1 protein-coding gene is annotated in these 228 nt (G+C 72.8%); it reads left to right on the forward strand.

Features of this window, described 5'->3' with window-relative positions:
- Window positions 1-15: 15 nt before the first annotated feature.
- Window positions 16-228 (forward strand): NTP transferase domain-containing protein (locus N2041_RS14975; protein ID WP_367187742.1); only part of this gene is annotated, 213 nt, incomplete at its 3' end.

The raw sequence follows: 228 nt of genomic DNA on the forward strand, positions 1-228 counted from the left end.
CCCGCCGTCGACCGCATCATCGTCGTGCGGGCACCGGGCCAGGAGACCCCTGCCTTGGATTCCCCAGTCCCGCTCATCCGCGTACACGACGCTGTTCCCGGCTGCGGGCCGCTCGCCGGCCTGGCTGCGGGCTTCGCCGCTGCCGAATCGGACTTCGTCTTCGCCTGCTCCTGCGACGCCCCGCTCGTTGCACCCGCGCTCATCAGCCGCCTCGCCGGAATCGCCCGC

The sequence above is a fragment of the Tepidiforma sp. genome, assembly GCF_026419595.1.
GTDB lineage: Bacteria > Chloroflexota > Dehalococcoidia > Tepidiformales > Tepidiformaceae > Tepidiforma.